The 13,706-nt window shown below is 65.9% G+C and carries 13 protein-coding genes; 3 read left to right on the top strand and 10 right to left on the bottom strand.

The window, feature by feature from the left end:
• Positions 1 to 8: 8 nt before the first annotated feature.
• Positions 9 to 962 (top strand): type II secretion system F family protein, encoded by a 954-nt coding sequence (locus tag MXB90_RS06170; protein WP_250042446.1) that lies wholly within the window; start codon positions 9 to 11, stop codon positions 960 to 962.
• A 12-nt stretch (positions 963 to 974) separates the two neighbouring features.
• Positions 975 to 1,910: a type II secretion system F family protein gene (locus tag MXB90_RS06165; protein WP_250042444.1), complete on the top strand. Its 936-nt coding sequence runs from the start codon at positions 975 to 977 to the stop codon at positions 1,908 to 1,910.
• A gap of 34 nt (positions 1,911 to 1,944) precedes the next feature.
• Here MXB90_RS06165 and MXB90_RS06160 read toward each other — a convergent pair whose 3' ends face one another.
• The 9 genes from MXB90_RS06160 to MXB90_RS06120 all read right to left on the bottom strand — a co-directional run bounded on the left by MXB90_RS06160 (position 1,945) and on the right by MXB90_RS06120 (position 11,516).
• Positions 1,945 to 2,973, bottom strand: a complete 1,029-nt coding sequence (locus MXB90_RS06160; protein WP_250042442.1) for a trans-3-hydroxy-L-proline dehydratase — start codon at positions 2,971 to 2,973, stop codon at positions 1,945 to 1,947.
• Positions 2,974 to 2,980: 7 nt separating this feature from the next.
• Positions 2,981 to 4,657 carry a cis-3-hydroxy-L-proline dehydratase gene (gene lhpI, locus MXB90_RS06155; RefSeq protein WP_250042440.1) on the bottom strand — a complete coding sequence of 559 codons (1,677 nt, stop codon included), beginning with the start codon at positions 4,655 to 4,657 and terminating at the stop codon, positions 2,981 to 2,983.
• Complete coding sequence (locus MXB90_RS06150) at positions 4,654 to 5,655, bottom strand: 4-hydroxyproline epimerase (RefSeq protein ID WP_250042437.1); 1,002 nt, start codon at positions 5,653 to 5,655, stop codon at positions 4,654 to 4,656. Before MXB90_RS06150 ends, lhpI begins: the two co-directional genes overlap by 4 nt.
• Before the next feature lie 7 nt (positions 5,656 to 5,662).
• Positions 5,663 to 6,910, bottom strand: coding sequence for an NAD(P)/FAD-dependent oxidoreductase (locus MXB90_RS06145; RefSeq protein ID WP_250042435.1), 1,248 nt, complete (start codon positions 6,908 to 6,910; stop codon positions 5,663 to 5,665).
• A gap of 4 nt (positions 6,911 to 6,914) precedes the next feature.
• Positions 6,915 to 7,637, bottom strand: coding sequence for an amino acid ABC transporter ATP-binding protein (locus MXB90_RS06140; protein ID WP_250042433.1), 723 nt, complete (start codon positions 7,635 to 7,637; stop codon positions 6,915 to 6,917).
• Positions 7,630 to 8,283: an amino acid ABC transporter permease gene (locus MXB90_RS06135; protein WP_250042431.1), complete on the bottom strand. Its 654-nt coding sequence runs from the start codon at positions 8,281 to 8,283 to the stop codon at positions 7,630 to 7,632. Before MXB90_RS06135 ends, MXB90_RS06140 begins: the two co-directional genes overlap by 8 nt.
• A gap of 12 nt (positions 8,284 to 8,295) precedes the next feature.
• Positions 8,296 to 8,961 carry an amino acid ABC transporter permease gene (locus MXB90_RS06130; protein WP_250042421.1) on the bottom strand — a complete coding sequence of 222 codons (666 nt, stop codon included), beginning with the start codon at positions 8,959 to 8,961 and terminating at the stop codon, positions 8,296 to 8,298.
• Positions 8,962 to 9,032: 71 nt separating this feature from the next.
• The gene (locus MXB90_RS06125) at positions 9,033 to 9,842 is read right to left on the bottom strand and encodes an ABC transporter substrate-binding protein (RefSeq protein ID WP_250042419.1); all 810 of its coding nucleotides are present in this window, start codon (positions 9,840 to 9,842) and stop codon (positions 9,033 to 9,035) included.
• 159 nt (positions 9,843 to 10,001) lie between these two features.
• Positions 10,002 to 11,516 (bottom strand): aldehyde dehydrogenase (NADP(+)), encoded by a 1,515-nt coding sequence (locus MXB90_RS06120; protein ID WP_250042418.1) that lies wholly within the window; start codon positions 11,514 to 11,516, stop codon positions 10,002 to 10,004.
• 134 nt (positions 11,517 to 11,650) lie between these two features.
• On the opposite strand from MXB90_RS06120, the gene MXB90_RS06115 reads away from it, so the two are divergent.
• Positions 11,651 to 12,682, top strand: coding sequence for an Ldh family oxidoreductase (locus MXB90_RS06115; protein WP_250042415.1), 1,032 nt, complete (start codon positions 11,651 to 11,653; stop codon positions 12,680 to 12,682).
• Positions 12,683 to 12,742: 60 nt separating this feature from the next.
• Here the strand turns inward: MXB90_RS06115 and MXB90_RS06110 are convergent, their stop codons facing one another.
• Entirely contained in the window at positions 12,743 to 13,705 is a 963-nt protein-coding gene (locus tag MXB90_RS06110; protein ID WP_250042413.1) for a dihydrodipicolinate synthase family protein, read from the bottom strand.
• Position 13,706: the final 1 nt, after the last annotated feature.

The raw sequence follows: 13,706 nt of genomic DNA, 5'->3' as shown, positions 1-13,706 counted from the left end.
GGCGCGCGATGAATCTGGTCCTGTTCTACGGTCTGGTCTTTGGCGCGGTGCTTCTGCTGGTCGACGCGACCCTGCGCATGGTGCTGGCGGGGCGGCGGCGCACCAAGGAAATCAATGAACGACTTGTGCGGCTGCGCGACGGCGCCGATCAAAGCGTTGCCTATAACAAGCTGCTCAAGGACCGCTGGGCGGGGGGCGGCGACAGCGGCTATGATTCCATCGACTGGTTCATCCGCATCTATCGCCAATCCGGCCTGCACCTGACGCAGGAACGCCGGCTTGCCTATGTGATCGGCATTTTCACCCTGTCCTGGATGCTGTCGTTCCTCCTGATCCCGGGGGTCATTGCCCAGATCCTGCTGGGGGCCTTTCTGGCCGCTGCGATGATCGTGCTGATCCTGCTGCGGCTGCGCGCGCGCCGCATCGCGCGCTTTGTCGTGCAGATCCCGCCTGCGGTCGACATCATCGTGCGGTCGCTGAATGCGGGCCATCCGATCGGCACCGCGATTGCGCTGGTCTCGCGTGAGATGCCCGACCCGATCGGCAGCGAATTCGGCATTCTCAGCGATCAGCTGACCTTTGGCGCTGAACTGGATGCCGCCATGATGAGCATGGTGGAGCGCGTCGGCGCCGAGGAACTGAACCTGCTGGCGGTCACGATCAGCGTGCAGCGCGGCACCGGGGGCAGCCTGTCCGAGATCCTTGGCAACCTGTCCAAGATGGTCCGCGACCGCGGCATTCTGCGCGCCAAGATCAAGGCAATCTCGGCCGAGGGCCGCATTACCGCCGTGATCATGGCGGCCTTCCCGTTCCTTTTGTTCTTCATGATCCGGGGCTTGGTGCCCAGCTATTTCGACCCGGTCTGGGAAAGCGGCAACGGCACTGTGGTCGTTGTGGGCGTTCTTGTCTGGATGTCGATTGGAGTCGCCATCCTGTATCGCCTTGTCAAATTCGACTTCTGAACCGGAGCGCCCATGCAGCCGATCACCGATATCCTGATCCTGGTGGCGATCTTCGTCTCGGTCCTGTTGCTCAGCTTCACGATCCTGTCCGGGCTTGGCCGATCGCGCCAGATCGCGCGCAATCTGGAACGGGCGTCCGATATCGCGGATCGCGAGGACAGCCGGATCGATGCCGCCTTCGCCAATGAAAACCCGTTCATCGGCCATTATTATGAGGTCATCCGAAAGAACGACCCCGAAAGCCTTGACATGCGGCTGATCCGGGCGGGCTTTCTGGGCCGCAATGCGCGGCGGGTCTATAACATCATCCGGCTGCTGGTCACCGCAGCCAGCTTTGTCTCGACATGGTTTGTGCTGCTGGGGGTGGCGCCTACGGTTGCGCCGCTGCTTCTGGGCATGTTTTCGATGCTGGTGGCCGGGATCGCCTTCATCTTGGTCAACGCGGTCCTTGACCGTCTGGCCGCGCGCCGCCAGGTCGAATTCCGGCGCCTGTTCCCCGATTTCATGGATCTTCTGATCGTTTGCGTCGATGCGGGGCTTAGCATCGAGGCGGCCATCGACCGGGTGGCGCGCGAATTCATGCGCACCAAGCCCGCCTTCGGCTTTCACCTGTCGATCATCAGCCTAGAGGTCCGCGCCGGCCGCCCCCTGCATGAGGCGTTGAACAACTTTTCCACCCGCGTCGGTGTCGAAGAGGCGCGCACCCTGTCCACGATGTTCCGCCAGTCGCAGGAACTGGGCGCCAGCATCGTCAAGACCCTGCGCGTCTTTGGCCAGGAAATGCGTGAACTGCGCCTGATCCGGGCCGAGGAACTGGCCAATGCCCTGCCGGTCAAGATGCTTCTGCCGCTGGCGGGCTTCCTGTTCCCGGTCAACCTTGTGATCGTGCTGGTGCCGATCATGATGCAGATCCTGCGGATGTTCATCAACATCGCGCCGACCGGCTGACCCGGCATCGCCGCAAGCGGGGGGCAAGGCGTGGTCAGCGCGCGCCCCAGGTGTCGGTCAGCCGATAGCCTTCGGGCCAGGGGTCCGACGGGTCGAGCATGTTCTGATGGATGCCGGTGATCCAGCCGCGGCCGGAAATCTCGGGCAGGATCGCGGGGCGGTCGCCCACCATCGTTGTGCCCAGGATGCGCCCCGCGAAGGTCGACCCGATCAGCGAGACGGCGGTCAGCCGATCCTGCGGCCCCATCTGGCCGCGCGCATGCAGCACCGCCATGCGCGCCGACAGCGCCGTGCCCGTGGGCGAACGGTCGACCTTGCCGGGCTGGATCGCCACCGCGGCACCGGTGCGCAATTCGTTCCCCTGCCGGCTGACCGGCCCGGCGAAAAGGCAAAAGGAAAAATGCCGCCAGTCGGGGTTTTCGGGATGGTGAAAGCCCAGCTGCTCGGTTGCGGCATTGGTGATCTTGACGCCCAGCTTGGCAATGTCATGCGCCTCATCCGCGGTCAGGGCGAACCCCAGCGCTTGCGCATCGACGAAAACGAAACTGTCGCCGCCATAGGCGGTATCGACCCGCAATGTGCCCAGACCCGGCACCTCAAGCGTTGCATCCAGCTGCGCGGCAAAGCTGGGCAGGTTCTGCACAAAGATCCGCTCGGCCTTGCCATTGCGGCATTCGGCGCGCACCCGCACCAGCCCGCCGGGGGCCTCCAGCGTGATCAGCGTCTCGGGCTCGGTCATCGGCAGGATGCCGCTGTCCAGCAGAACGGTCGCCACGCAGATCGAATTCGACCCTGACATCGGCGGGGTATCTTCGGGTTCCATGATGATGAAGGCGGCGTCGGCCTGGGGATGCTTTGGCGGCACCAGCAGGTTCACGTGACGAAAAACGCCGCCGCGCGGTTCGTTCAGCACGAAATTGCGCAGCCGCCGATCGCGCGCGATCCAGCGTGACTGGTCCCAAAGCGTGTCGCCCGGTGGCGGGGTGACGCCGCCGACGATGACATCGCCGACCTCGCCCTCGGCATGGGCGGAAATCACATGGATGGTCTTGGTTGAACGCATCGCAACCTCAGGCAAGCCAGGGGGGAAGGGTCTGCGGGGCTCGGCCGGTCACGGCCGCCTCGGCACAGGCCGAAAGGCCGCCAAAGCGCACCGCGCGCCCCGACAGGCCGGGGCCGTAATGGGCATATTTGCCCGAATTGGTCATCAGCGCGCGGGTGCCGGGGGGAAAGACCGGCTCGGATATGGAACACCAGCATAGATCGGGCAGCACCTGCACCCCGGCATCGTGCAGCCTTGCCAGCGTGCCATCGGCGCGGGCTTGGTCGATCACCGCGCGCCCGGCGGTGACGATGGTGGCCACCGTCACATGCCGCCCGGCCAGCGCATCGGCCAGCGCCCGGCATTCCCGGATCGAGGCATGGGGGCTGCCGATCGCGACCAGTTCAACCGTCTCGGGACCATCGTTCAGGGTGCGCCAGCCCGCCGCCATATCGGCGCGTGTGATCCGCGCGTGGTCAGCATCGGGGGCGATGCGATCGGCCTCGGGGGTGATGCCTTCGACATGCAGCATCGGCGCGGCCGAGGTGGTGCCAAAGGCCGCGCACAGCGCCTTAAGCGCCTCGGGGCCGGGGTTTGCGGCGGCCAGACCGCGCAGCACCGGGATGCGGTCGGGCGCGGCCCGGCCGGCCAGCCATCCGATCAGCGGCCAGAAGGCATCGTCAATCCCTGCGGGCAGATCGACGTCAATGATCCGGCGCGCCTGGCGATGTTCATCCAGATAGACCCCGGCCAAAGGCGCGCGCCCGGTGATGGCGATGCACAGGTCCAGGAAATCCGGATGCTTGGCGGTGCGCGCGCCCAGCACGCTGTTGGCATAGATGACCGCGTTCGATTCCGCCCAGGCAATCGCCTCACCCTGCTGCGGCGCGCTGTCCAGCAGATAGGGCGAACAGGTGAAGGTCGGTTGACAGCCCATGCGGACATAGGCATCCGCCAGCCGTTGCGCGGGGCCGCCAAAGGCGGGCGGCACACCCTGCGAGCGCCAGTTGGCATGATCGACCGAAATCGCGTTCATCGTGGTGGGGATGCGGACGCGCGCGCCCATATCCGCCATTTTCTGCGCGAATGTCAGGTTCGCGGGGCTGGCATAGATACAGCCGTCGATATGCCCCTGCGTCACATCGATCAGCCGTGCAGCCCCCTGATTGGCGGCCATCGCGCACAGGATGCGCATGGCTTGGGCGGTGGCCTCGCCCTCGGCGCCCTCCAGCATCGCGCGGTCGTGGTCGGTCAGATCCAGCGCGGCGGTGGCGGGGGGGGGGACCGGGATTGTCAGGCCATCGGCGGTGATTGCGGTCTCGGTGATGCGGGCGGATTGCGCCTGTGCCAGCGCGGCAAAGGCATCGGGCGTCAACCGTAGCACCGGCAGGGGCTTGCCGAACATCTCGGCCCCGATCATCGCGCCCAGGGTCACGACATCCTCGGGTTCGGCAAAGACCAGTGCCGCGGGCGCATGGCCGTTTAGCACCATGTCCAGCAACACCCCCGATCCGGTGCAGGACCCGCGTGTGCCCGGCATCACCAGAATGCGCCTCGCAAGGCTTTGCCCCGCCAGCGGGTGATGCACGTCGATCACCCGCCCCGTGGCCGGATCAACCCCGCCCCAGAAGCTGAGCGGTTCGGCACAGGCAAGAACCGCGCCTTCGGCCGTGCCCGGCAGGATCGCTTGCGCCCGGCCCGTCATGTGACCACGAACCCATGCGCAAAGGGGTCGCGGTCGTCGATGAAGATGGTGTTGTAGCCGGTCATCCGCGCCCAGCCCGCGATTGACGGGATGATGGCCGCGCGCCCGGCCACATCGGCCGCGCCCTCGACCCGGCCCTTGAAGATCGAGCCGATGATGGATTCGTGCCAGAATTCATCGCCAACCGCCAACTTGCCCTTGGCCGCCAGCTGCGCCATCCGCGCCGAGGTGCCGGTGCCGCAGGGCGATCGGTCAATCGCCTTGTCGCCGTAAAACACCGCATTGCGCGCATGCGCGCCCGGGACCGTGGGGGCGCCTGTCCACTGGATATGGCTAAGCCCGTTGATCGCGGGGTGTTCGGGGTGGATGAATTCGTATTTCGCGTTCAGCGCCGCGCGCAGTTTGGGGGAAAAGCCGATCAGCTCGCCCGCGGTGAAATCGGCCATGTCGCGGAAGTTCTTCTGCGGCTCGACAATGGCATAGAAATTGCCGCCATAGGCGACATCCACCACGATCTCGCCCAGGCCCTCGACCTCGGCGGTCAGCCCCTCGGCGTAAAGGAACGAGGGGACGTTGGTCAGCCGCACCTCTTCGACGAACCGGCCTTCCTGGCGGTATTCGATATCGACCTTGCCGGCGGGTGCCTCGATCGACAGGCGGCCCGGTTCGCGCGGCGTGATCAGGCCGTTTTCAATGCCCATGGTGATGGTGCCGATGGTGCCATGCCCGCACATCGGCAAACAGCCCGAGGTTTCGATGAACAGCACCGCCACATCACAATCGGCGCGGGTGGGCGGGTAAAGGATCGAGCCCGACATCATGTCATGGCCGCGGGGTTCGAACATCAGCCCGGTGCGGATCCAGTCGAAGTCGCGCAGGAAATGGGCACGCCGTTCCAGCATGTCGGCGCCCTGCAGCCGGGGACCGCCGCCCGCGACCAGCCGGACGGGGTTGCCGCAGGTATGCCCGTCAATGCACGAAAAGGTGTGGCTGGCCATGAAGTCCTCAGAAACGTTGGGGCGAGAAGGGGGTCAGGTCGATGGCGGGGGCAGCCCCCGTCACCAGATCGGCGACCAGCCGCGCGGTGCCGGCCGATTGCGTCAGGCCCAGATGGCCATGGCCGAAGGCATAGGTCACGCGCGGTGTGGCGCGGGCGGTGCCGATGGCGGGCAGGCTGTCGGGCAGCGACGGGCGAAATCCCATCCATTGCACCCCGCCCGTGGGCTTCAGCCCCGGCAGGAAAGCCTGGGCCTTCTTCAGCATCGCCTCGGACCGGCGGAAATTCGGCGGCAGGGTCAGACCGCCCAGTTCGACCGCCCCGCCGACGCGGATGCCGGTGGACAGGCGTGTGACCACGAAGCCATGCCCACCAAAGGTGATCTGCGTGCGCAGGTCAAAGGCATCTTCGGGCAGCGTGGTGTTATAGCCGCGTTCGGTTTCCAGCGGGATGCGGTCGCCAAGGCCGCGGGCCAGAAGGTGCGAATGCGCCCCCGCGGCCACAACCACATGGCCCGCGCGGCGCGTTTCCCCACCCGCCAGCGCCAGCGTGACGCCTTGGGCATCGGGGGTCAGCGCCGTGGCCTCGGCCCGGGCGATCTCGCCGCCTTGTGCGCGGAACCGATCGGCCAGCGCCAGCGTGTAAAGCTTGGGGTCGGCGATCGAATACCAGCCCGGGGTGAAGGTGCCGCGGATGAAACGCGGGGACAGGCCGGGCTGCAGGTCCGCCATTTCCGCAGGCGACATGTGCTGAAACTCAATCCCGTGATCGGTGCGCGCCTGCCAGCCGGGCAGCGCGGCGCGAAATTCGGCATCGGATTCATAGACCTGCAGATTGCCTTCCTTGCGCAGCATCGGCAGGGTGCCGGTGGCGGCCAGAAAGGGCTCCAGCTCGGCTTTGGACAGATCCATCAGCGCGGTCTGGGCGATGGTGGATTGGGCCACGCGCGCGGGCGAACAGGCGCGCCAGAACCGAAACATCCACGGCGCGATCCGCAGCGCATAGGCTGGCGGCACGCTCAGCGGGCCAAGCGGGTCCAGCAACCATTTCGGCGCCTTGCGCAAAATGCCGGGCGAGGCCAGCGGCAGGATGTCGGTGAAGGCAAAGGCCCCCGCATTGCCGGCCGAGGCGCCCGCGGCGGGGCCTTCGCGGTCCAGCACCGTCACGCCAAGGCCGCGCGCCTGCAGCGCCAGCGCGGCAGACAGGCCCACCACACCGGCGCCGATCACGATCACATCGGGTTGGGTTTTCATCATGCCCTCAATGCGTGGCGGCCAAGAATTTTTGCAGCTCGGGGTCTTTCGGCGCGCCGAAAAGATCCTCGGGCGGGGCGATTTCGGCCATCACGCCCTTGTGGAAGAACGCCACCCGGTCGGACACTTCGCGCGCGAATTTCATTTCATGTGTGACGCAGATCATCGTCATGCCTTCCGAGGCCAGCATCCGCAGCGTATCCAGAACCTCGCCCACCAGCTGGGGGTCAAGCGCCGATGTGACCTCATCGAACAGCATGTAATCGGGCGACATGGCCAGCGCGCGGGCAATCGCCATGCGCTGCTGCTGGCCACCCGACAGACGCCCGGGATAGACCTTCAGCTTGTCGCCCAGACCCACGTGGTTCAGCTGGCGCACCGCCTCGGCCTCGGCCTCGGCCTTGGACCGCTTCAGAACCTTGACCTGGGCCAGCATCACGTTTTCCAGCACGGTCAGATGCGGAAAGGCGTTCCATTGCTGAAACACGATGCCGATCTTGCGGCGCAGCTTGTTCAGGTCGGTGGTCTTGGCATGGACCTCGACCCCGTCCACCAGGATGCGCCCGGAATCGATGGGTTCCAGCCCGTTGATGCAGGTCAGCAGCGTCGATTTGCCCGACCCCGACCCGCCGATGACGGTCAGCACCTCGCCCTTCTGGACGGTCAGGTTGATACCCTTGAGAACCTCGAGCGAGCCAAAGGATTTGCGGACATTCTCGATCTCAATCATTGGACCACCGTTTTTCGAGATAGCCGCCGAACCGGGCGACCGGGAAGGAGATGAGGAAGTAGAACAGACCGCAGATCAGCAGCAGGAACAGCGGTTCTTGCAGGCGGGTGATCAGGATCTGGGTGGATTTCAGCAGCTCGACGACCTGAACGATATAGACCAGCGCGGAATCCTTCATCACGCCAAGCGCCAGCCCGATCCAGGACGGCAGCGCCACACGGGTGGCCAGCGGCAGCACGATGTTGCGCATGTCCTGGCCCCAGGTCATGCCCAGCGAACGCGCGGCGCGGCGCAGGGTCTGGGGCACGGCCTCGATCCCGCCACGCACGATTTCGGCGCAATAGGCGGCGGTATAGAGCGACAGCACCCCGCAGGCGACGGCAAAGCCCGAGATCCGGATGCCCAGGACCATCGTGACGAAGGCATTGGCCAGAACCAGCTGGATCAGCAACGGGATCGACCGGAAGATATCCAGCACGAAGGTCAGCGGCGCGGCCCACCACGGCCCCACCTGATAGCGGATCACGCCAAAGATGATGCCCAGGATCGTGCCGAAGACCACCGAGATCGCGGTGACGATCAGCGTCATCCCGGCGCCCTTGGCCAGGAACATCAGGTCATTGGCGGTCAGTGCGGTATCAAACATCGCGCGCCCCCGTCAGTAACGGAACAGCCGGGCCGCAAGCAGGCGGGCCGAAAGGGTGATGGCCTTGGTGATCAGGTAGAAGATCACCGCGGCAATGGCGAAGAGTTCGAACGTGCGGAAGCTGCGCGCGTTCAGGTCACTGGTGACGCCGTAAAGATCGGTGTTCATCGCCACCACCGCCCCAAGCGAGGTCATCAGGATCGCCCAGACCATCTGGTTGGTCATCGGCAGGAAAGAAATCCGGAACATCTGCGGCATGACCACGCTGGTAAAGGCCTGGCCCGCGCTCATGCCCAAGGACCGGGCGGCGCGGGTCTGGGTATCGGGGATCGCCTTCAGCGCGCCGCGGAAATTCTCGGACAGGTAGCCTGCATTGTTGAAGGCGATACCCACCAGCAGCGACATGTAGGGGGACAGATGGATGCCGAAACTGCCCAGCCCGAAATGCACCATATAGATCTGAAACAGCGCGGGGGTGTTGCGGGCGATTTCCACCCAGGTGGTGGCAACGGCTTTCAACATACGGTTGCCAGACAGCCGGAACACCGTCAGCGCGACCGCGATGGAAATGCCGATGACCATCGACAGGATCGCGATCTCCATGGTGACAAGCGCGCCTTCCAGCATTTGTGGAAGCGAATTCAGCGCCTGGTTCCAGCGAAAATTATAATTGAACATGGGCCGCCTCGTGTCTGGGACCGCAGCGGCGACGCGGGGGGCACCCCCCGCATCGCATCAAGGCGTTGGTATCAGCGGTAGACGCCCTGGATCGTCAGGTTGGCGGGTTCACCCTCGCCGACCCATTTCTTGTAAAGCTCGGCATAGCGGCCGGTGCGAACCTGCTGGTTGATGAACAGGTTCATGTAGTTGATCAGGCCATATTCCTCGCGCAGCGTGATCAGCGCCACATAGTCCGGAACCATCGGCGCCTTGTCGACGATCTTGATGCCGGGGAAGTTGCCCGATGCGACATTGGCCTCGGCCACCTCGACGGTCGAGACGGTGGCATCCAGCTGGCCCTGGCTCAGCGCCAGGAACACGTCGGCCTGGTTCTGATACGGGCGGAACTGGCCTTCGCCCCATTCCTTCACCCGCTCTTCCAGCCAGATCGCCTCATAGGTGCCGGCGGTGGCGCCCACGGTCTTGCCCTTCATGCCTTCCCAATCGGCCATGTCGGCCTTTTCATTCGCCACGACGGCGTTTTCGAAGGCGTAGTAGGGAATGGTGAAGCCCACGGTCTTGGCCCGTTCCAGCGTGTCCGAGGTGGACGCGACGGCCACATCGACCTGGCCCGACATCAGCGCCGGGATGCGTTCGGGGAAGGTGGTTTCCACGATTTCGGCCTTGACGCCAAGGGCGGCGGCCAGATCGTTGCAGTAATCGACGTCAAAGCCGATCGGGTTGTTGCTGGCATCGCGCGACCCCATCGGCGGGAAATCCAGCACAACCGCGCAGCGCAGCGTGCCCGATGAAATGATGTCGTCCAGCTTGTCGGCCTGCGCGGGCATCGCGGCGGCGGTGGCGGCCAGAAGGCCGGCGGCAAAGATCGATTTTTTCATGTGTCACTCCCTGTGTGTGTGATCTTGATTCCTTTGTTTTGAACTATCCGGCCAGCAAGGCAACAAATCAATCAGAAAATACATTGAGTATACAGGTAGTATTCAATTTGCATGAAGATTGCCGGCGGACTGCCCTTCCCCGGGGGGAAGGGCCGGGGGTCAGGCGCCGAAATCGGCGGGCAGCAGGGCTGCAGGGATGTTCTGATAGCTGACGGGGCGCAGGAAGCGCCGGATCGACAGCGTCCCGACCGAGGTGGCGCCGAAATTCGTGCTGGCCGGATAGGGACCGCCATGCACCATCGCGTCGCAGACCTCGACCCCGGTGGGGTAGCCATTGGCCAGCACGCGGCCCGCCTTGCGTTCCAGCACCGGCATCAGCCGGCGCGCCAGATCGGTATCGCCCGCATCCAGATGCAGCGTCGCGGTCAGCTGACCCTGCAGGCTTTGGGCGATGGCCAGCATCTCCTCGGGATCGGCGGCGGTGACGATCAGGCCCAGCGGGCCAAAGACCTCTTCGGACAGGCTGTGATCGGCCAGCCAGTCTGCGCCGCGCACCTGAAACAGCTGCGGCGTGGCTTGGCGCCGGTCACAGACCTGCGTCAGCAGGGATTGCACCCCGCGCGCACCCGCCACGCGGTCGCGGCCTTGCAGATAGGCGCTGGCGATGCCCTCGGTCAGCATCACCTGTGCCCCCACCGCATGCAGGGCGGCCAGCGTGGCCTGTGCCAGCGCGGTGGCCTGATCCTGCATCACCACCGCGATGCCTGGATTGGTGCAGAACTGTCCCGCGCCCATCGTCAGGCTGCCCGCCCAGCCCTGGGCGATCTGATCGCCGCGCGCGGCCATGGCCGCCGGCAGCAGGAACATCGGGTTGACGGACCCCAGTTCGCCAAAGAACGGGATCGGTTCGGCCCGCGCGGCGCACAGGTCGAACAGCGCCCGTCCCCCGGCCAGCGATCCGGTGAACCCGACCGCCTTGATCAGCGGATGGGTGACCACCGCCTCGCCGACCTGCCGGTTGCCGCCCTGGATCAGGCTGAAGACGCCGGGGTGAATGCCACAGGCGGTGATGGCCGCAAGGATCGCCTCGGCCACGATCTCGGCCGTGCCGGGATGGGCGGAATGGCCCTTGACCACCACCGGGCAGCCCGCCGCCAGCGCCGCCGCCGTGTCGCCCCCCGCGGTCGAAAACGCCAACGGGAAGTTGGACGCGCCGAACACCGCCACCGGGCCGATGGGCCGCTGGATCATGCGGATTTCGGGGCGGGGCAGGGGTTGGCGGTCGGGCAGGGCCGCGTCATGGCGCCGGTCAAGGTAATCGCCCGCCTCGATATGATCGGCAAACAGCCGCAGCTGGCCCGTCGTGCGCCCGCGTTCGCCGTTCAGCCGCGCCTCGGGCAGGCCGGTTTCCTGACAGCCGATTTCGGTGATGGTCTCGGCGCGGGCCTCGATCTCATCGGCGATGCGGCGCAGTAGGCGTGCGCGTTCGCCCCGCGACGACCAGCCAAAGGACCAGAACGCCGCCTCCGCCGCCCGCGCCGCCTGATCGACCAGCGCCACCGTGCCCACCGCAAAGCTGTGGGCTGGCCCATGCGCGGGGGTCGAGGTGAAGCTGGCATCGCCCGCGACCCAGTTGCCTGCGATCAGATGCTTGCCATGGGGGGTGAAGGTCATCAGCCTGTCCTTTCGGTCTGTTTCGTGGTGCGGCACCTGCGTTGGAAGCGGGCCAGCGCGCTTGAAATTTTGTATACTTTCTGTATGCAGATAGTCAAGATTTCGAACCCGCGTGCCAGACAGGAGCCAGCCCCATGACCCAGACCTTTTCCATCGAGGCCCTTCAAACCCGTGTAGAAGCGATCTTTCAGCGCGCGGGCATGAACGCGGTGCAGGCCGGCGCGCTGGCGCGGGTCATCACGGCGGGGGAACGGGACGGCTGCAAATCGCATGGCATTTACCGTATCGAGGGCGCCCTGCGCACGCTGAAGGCGGGCAAGGTGCGGGGCGATGCGCTGCCGGTGCTGCAGCCGGGTGCGGGCGGTGCCATCGTGCGGGTCGATGCGCAGCGCGGGTTTTCCAACCCGGCGTTTGAACTGGGCCTGCCGGTGGTGGTGGACCGGGCGCGCGATCTGGGGCTGGCGGCGTTGGTGGTGAATGATTGCACCCATTTCGCCGCCCTGTGGCCCGAGGTCGAGGCGCTGACCGCGCAGGGGCTGGCGGCGCTGGTGATGTGCCCCAGCTACGCCACCGTCGCGCCCACCGGCGGTAACCAACCGCTGCTGGGCACCAACCCCCTTGCCTTTGGCTGGCCGCGTTCGGGCCGCGACCCCTATGTGTTCGATTTCGCCACATCGGTTGCCGCGCGGGGCGAGATCGAGTTGCACCGCCGCGCCGGCAAGCCCCTGCCCGAGGGTTGGGCGATCGACGCGCAAGGCGCGCCCACCACCGACCCCGAGGCCGCGCTGGCCGGTGCGATGCTTCCCTTTGGTGGGCACAAGGGTTCGGCCATCGGCACGATGATTGAATTGCTGGCGGGCGTGATGATCGGCGATCTGACCAGTCCCGAGGTCCTGGATTTCCTGGGCAGCACGACGCTGGCGCCGGTGCATGGCGAATTGATCCTGGCGTTGTCGCCGGAAAAATTTGCGGCCGGCCGCCCGGGTGACCCCTTCGCGCGGGCCGAAACCCTGTTTGCCGCGATCAAGGGGCAGGGCGCGCGGCTGCCATCCGAGCGCCGCTTTGCCGCCCGCGCCCAGGCCGTGGCCCAGGGCATCACGCTGAGCGCCGCCGAGGTGGACCAGCTTGATCGCCTGCTGGACCAGGGGCTGGACGCCATCGCCTGAGCCAAAGAAAACGGCCCTCCCGCAGGGGGAGGGCCGATGGTGTTGCGCAGGTGGCCGTGATCAGACCTTGCAGGCCTGCACCGCGCCGGGAAGGGTGCTCCAGCTGGCATACCAGGTCTTGAACTGGGCAAACTGCGTCTCGGCCCAGGCGCGCTGGCTGGGGGTCAGCTCATCGGTCGGGTTGAAATGCAGCGCATATTCGGCATCGCCCTGCAGCACCATCAGGTGCTTGTAATACAGCACCAGATCATAGCCTTCATCCCAAGATGACAGAACCTCCAGCGCCTCGCCCAGTTCGCGGGCGCGGATGCGGGCATCTACATCGCCAGCGGCGGCGGCCTTGGCCAGGGCCACGAAATGCAGGATCTCTTTCGGGATCACATTGCCGATGCCGGTGATCGTGCCGGTCGCCCCGCATTTGACATAGCCGTGGTAGACGCCGGTATCGACGCCGGCCATCAGGATCACGCCGTCATCCGCGCTGGTGATATGTTCGGCCGCATAGGTCATCGCCTTGGCGCCGCCGAATTCCTTGAAGCCCACCAGATTGGGGTGTTCGGCGCGCAGGGCAAAGAACAGGTCGGCCTTGGTTTCAAACCCGTAATAGGGGCTGTTGTAGATCACTGCCGGAAGGTCGGGCGCCGCGGCCAGGACCGCCTTGAAGTGGTGGCGCTGCGCCACAGGCGCGCCGCCGCGCGACAGAACCCGCGGGATCACCATCAGCCCCGCCGCGCCGATCTTCTGGGCATGGGCGGCATGGGCCACGGCGGCGGCGGAATTCACCGCACCCGTCCCCACGATGACCGGGATGCCGGCTTTCACCAGCCGTTCGACCCCTTCCATCCGCTGCGCATCGGTCAGCAGCGGCCAGTCGCCCATCGACCCGCAATAGACAACGGCGGACATGCCGGCGGCGATCAGGTCCTGCGCCTTGCGCACCAGCGCGTCGAAATCGGGTGTGCGGTCGGCCTTGCAGGGCGTCATCAGCGCGGGGATGACGCCGGTGAAAATCGCGGTGTCCATC

It is taken from the genome of Phaeovulum molybdatiresistens, assembly GCF_023544865.1.
GTDB lineage: Bacteria > Pseudomonadota > Alphaproteobacteria > Rhodobacterales > Rhodobacteraceae > Pontitalea.
This window is presented reverse-complemented; position numbering and strand designations above follow the sequence as displayed.

Bases quoted from the DNA above. Each gene is read 5' to 3' on its own strand.
- MXB90_RS06120 (WP_250042418.1), bottom strand. From the start codon at position 11,516: ATGACCTTCACCCCCCATGGCAAGCATCTGATCGCAGGCAACTGGGTC.
- MXB90_RS06125 (WP_250042419.1), bottom strand. From the start codon at position 9,842: ATGAAAAAATCGATCTTTGCCGCCGGCCTTCTGGCCGCCACCGCCGCC.
- MXB90_RS06150 (WP_250042437.1), bottom strand. From the start codon at position 5,655: ATGGCCAGCCACACCTTTTCGTGCATTGACGGGCATACCTGCGGCAAC.
- MXB90_RS06135 (WP_250042431.1), bottom strand. From the start codon at position 8,283: ATGTTTGATACCGCACTGACCGCCAATGACCTGATGTTCCTGGCCAAG.
- MXB90_RS06165 (WP_250042444.1), top strand. From the start codon at position 975: ATGCAGCCGATCACCGATATCCTGATCCTGGTGGCGATCTTCGTCTCG.
- MXB90_RS06160 (WP_250042442.1), bottom strand. From the start codon at position 2,973: ATGCGTTCAACCAAGACCATCCATGTGATTTCCGCCCATGCCGAGGGC.
- lhpI (WP_250042440.1), bottom strand. From the start codon at position 4,657: ATGACGGGCCGGGCGCAAGCGATCCTGCCGGGCACGGCCGAAGGCGCG.
- MXB90_RS06145 (WP_250042435.1), bottom strand. From the start codon at position 6,910: ATGATGAAAACCCAACCCGATGTGATCGTGATCGGCGCCGGTGTGGTG.
- MXB90_RS06170 (WP_250042446.1), top strand. From the start codon at position 9: ATGAATCTGGTCCTGTTCTACGGTCTGGTCTTTGGCGCGGTGCTTCTG.
- MXB90_RS06110 (WP_250042413.1), bottom strand. From the start codon at position 13,705: ATGGACACCGCGATTTTCACCGGCGTCATCCCCGCGCTGATGACGCCC.
- MXB90_RS06140 (WP_250042433.1), bottom strand. From the start codon at position 7,637: ATGATTGAGATCGAGAATGTCCGCAAATCCTTTGGCTCGCTCGAGGTT.
- MXB90_RS06115 (WP_250042415.1), top strand. From the start codon at position 11,651: ATGACCCAGACCTTTTCCATCGAGGCCCTTCAAACCCGTGTAGAAGCG.
- MXB90_RS06130 (WP_250042421.1), bottom strand. From the start codon at position 8,961: ATGTTCAATTATAATTTTCGCTGGAACCAGGCGCTGAATTCGCTTCCA.